This window comes from Enterocloster sp. HCN-30185, from assembly GCF_037890305.1.
In the GTDB taxonomy this organism is placed as follows: domain Bacteria; phylum Bacillota; class Clostridia; order Lachnospirales; family Lachnospiraceae; genus Enterocloster.
This window is the reverse complement of sequence record NZ_JBBKBT010000032.1, coordinates 1-3,258: the sequence shown is the minus strand read 5'-3', so window position 1 is coordinate 3,258 and position 3,258 is coordinate 1. Positions and strand designations below refer to the sequence as shown.

The 3,258-nt window shown below is 38.6% G+C and carries 2 protein-coding genes and 1 pseudogene; 2 read left to right on the top strand and 1 reads right to left on the bottom strand.

Features of this window, described 5'->3' with window-relative positions:
* The first annotated feature begins 422 nt into the window (after positions 1-422).
* Complete coding sequence (gene tet / locus WKT10_RS15770; protein WP_009266810.1) at positions 423-2,363, top strand: TetM/TetW/TetO/TetS family tetracycline resistance ribosomal protection protein; 1,941 nt, start codon at positions 423-425, stop codon at positions 2,361-2,363.
* A 64-nt stretch (positions 2,364-2,427) separates the two neighbouring features.
* The gene (locus tag WKT10_RS15765; protein WP_083825014.1) at positions 2,428-2,826 is read left to right on the top strand and encodes a winged helix-turn-helix domain-containing protein; all 399 of its coding nucleotides are present in this window, start codon (positions 2,428-2,430) and stop codon (positions 2,824-2,826) included.
* A gap of 156 nt (positions 2,827-2,982) precedes the next feature.
* On the opposite strand, the pseudogene WKT10_RS15760 reads toward WKT10_RS15765, so the two are convergent.
* Positions 2,983-3,258, bottom strand: a pseudogene (locus WKT10_RS15760) (relaxase/mobilization nuclease domain-containing protein); the annotation flags it as partial.

Genomic DNA, 3,258 nt, shown 5'->3' with positions numbered 1-3,258 from the left:
TGAGGATTGCTATTCCCCTTTTTTGTTTATATTAACTCTGCATAGCAGATGTATACTATGTTGAAATTAACACTATTCCGTGAATTTCTCTTTTTAGCTCTTTCTTTTTACAAATTCATATGCTATAATACTTATATCCTAAAAAGGGAGTTAAAAAATATGCGGCAAGGTATTCTTAAATAAAACTATAATCAAATAGTGGGAACAAAGAATTTTAAAATGCCTCTTTAAAATGAGGTTTGTTTTTTGTACCCAATTTAAGAATACTTTTACTTTATAGATTTTGACGTATCTAAATTGACTATTACTGCCTGCCAGTTTGTCATGTATATATGTCCATAAATATATTATCCCCAGTGGTAAAAGTATTTTACTGCTGGGGATTTTTATGCCCTTTAGGGCTTTGAATGGAGGACAATTACATGAAAATAATCAATATCGGCATTCTCGCCCATGTAGACGCAGGAAAGACGACCTTAACGGAAAGCCTGCTTTATACAAGTGGAGCGATTTTAGAATTAGGTAGCGTAGATAAGGGAACGACAAGGACAGACACTATGTTTTTGGAACGTCAGCGTGGAATTACCATTCAGGCAGCCGTTACTTCTTTCAACTGGAACGGCTACAAAATCAATATTGTAGACACTCCCGGACATATGGACTTTTTAACAGAAGTATATCGTTCTTTGTCTGTTCTTGACGGGGCAGTTTTAGTGATTTCTGCGAAAGACGGTGTACAGGCTCAAACCCGGATACTATTCCATGCACTCCAAAAAATGAATATACCAACAATCATTTTTATAAACAAGATAGACCAGTACGGAATTAACCTGCATAATACTTATCAAAATATCAAAGAAAAACTTTCGACTGATATTATCATTATGCAGAATGTAACATTGACTCCAGAAGTATCACTGGAAAATATCACGGATTTAGAAAAATGGGACGCTGTAATTGCAGGAAATGACAGACTTTTAGAAAAGTATATTGCAGGGGAAACATTGACGGTACAGGAATTAAAACAGGAAGAATATGGACGGGTTCAGAAAGGTTCTTTGTTTCCAATATATCATGGAAGTGCAAAAAACAACATAGGGACACAACAGCTCATTGAAGTCATTTCAGATATTTTTTGTTCCGAAATGGATAAAAGCCAGTCAGAACTATGCGGAAGTGTTTTCAAAATTGAATATACAGACCGAAAGCAGAGATTAGCCTATTTACGCCTTTACAGTGGAACATTACACTTACGGGATACCATTATATTGTCAGAAAAGAAGAAAATGAAACTTACTGAAATGTATATTCCTTCAAATGGAGAAATGATACAGACGGAAATTGCCCGTTCCGGAGATATTGTTATTTTGCCTAACGATATATTAAAATTGAATGATATTGTGGGAAACGAAAAAATGTTGCCATGCAACGCATGGAATGACAATCCTGTACCCATGCTGCGGACAATGATTGAACCGATAAAACCAGAACAAAGAGAGTATTTATTGGACGCTCTTACAGAAATTGCAGATACAGATCCCCTTTTACGTTATTATGTTGATACGATAACACATGAAATCATCATTTCTTTTTTAGGAACGGTGCAGTTAGAAGTTATCTGTTCTCTGCTGACTGAAAAATACCATATAGACATAAACGTCAAAGAGCCTACGGTTATTTATCTGGAAAAGCCATTACAAAAGGCAGATTATACGATTCATATTGAAGTGCCGCCAAATCCTTTTTGGGCGTCGATTGGCTTATCGGTAACTCCGCTTCCAATAGGCAGCGGAATACAGTACGAAAGCAAAGTTTCCCTCGGTTACTTAAACCAAAGTTTCCAAAATGCAGTAATGGACGGTATTGATTATGGATTGGAGCAGGGATTGTATGGCTGGAAAGTAACAGATTGTAAAATTTGTTTTGAATATGGTGTTTATTACAGCCCTGTCAGCACTCCCGCAGATTTTCGCTTCCTTGCCCCTATTGTACTGGAACAAGTATTGAAAAAAACTGGAACGCAATTATTAGAGCCGTATCTTTCGTTTACTCTTTTTACACCGCAGGAATATCTTTCCCGTGCATATAACGACGCACCACAATACTGTGCAATTATTGAAACAAGCCAACCGAAAAATGATGAAGTCATTTTTACGGGACATATTCCTGTACGTTGTATTAGTGCATACCGTAATGCTTTAACTCTATATACAAATGGGCAAGCAGTTTGTTTGACAGAATTAAAAGGCTATCAAGCTGCTGCTTGTGAACCAGTTATTCAATCACGCCGCCCCAATAGCCGAATAGATAAAGTACGCCATATGTTTAATAAAAAAACTGAACACCTTTCTAATGAAGCGTAATAAAACTATCTAAGCAACAGAAAAAAGCTGAAAATTAGGAGGTGGCAACATAGGAAAAATAATTATACTTACATTTGATGATAAAGAAGAAAAGGCAGTTGAAAAAGTTATAGCCACCCTTGCTAATAACTTACAGTTGGAAACTATACAGCCGCCATACTCTCAAATACTCACTTTTTCGGAACTGGAAATAAGATTACATCAACATCGGGTATTTCAGAATGGAAAAGAGATACACCTTACCCGCCTTGAATACAGTACCCTTATATTCCTTGCTTCCAATCCAGGAATTGTGTTCACGCAAACGCAGATATTTGAAGCTGTTTGGAACATGGATAGCGAGAGCTGCCATTCAAGCGTTGTCAACGTGATTTATAACCTACGGAAAAAAATAGAGCCGGACAGCAAGAACCCGACCTATATAAAAACCGTGTTAGGTGTCGGCTATAAATTCAGTGCATAAACACCGGGAAATGACGATTGATAGACCGTCATTTCCCGGTGTCTTTTTCTGCTCTTGTGGACGCTTAGAAGCCCTTTCCGGGCGGCAATGGTTAATCCCCTGCCTGCGTTACAAAACGCCCTTAAAACGCCTTACACGCCGTCCTAACTGTCCGCATTACCTCTCTGTCTGCCTGTCCCGCTCCGGCTGCTTCGCCTGCCGCAAAATGCTGTCTACGTTCTGCTTAATCATATCATACTGTTTCACTTTCTTTTTTAGCTTTCCGTACTCTTGATACAGCTTATCCTTCTTCTCTGTCAGCTCCTTATACTCCGTGTGCAGCTTCTTGAAGTCGGGCAGCTTCCCGCCGTTCCTTGCCGCCTGCAACGTCTTAGCGGCTGCTTCGTGAATGATGATACTGCTTTCTTTCCCCCGCAGGAATTTTTCTTTGTC

Coding starts and splice junctions, on each gene's coding strand:
- tet (WP_009266810.1), top strand. CDS start 423: ATGAAAATAATCAATATCGGCATTCTCGCCCATGTAGACGCAGGAAAG.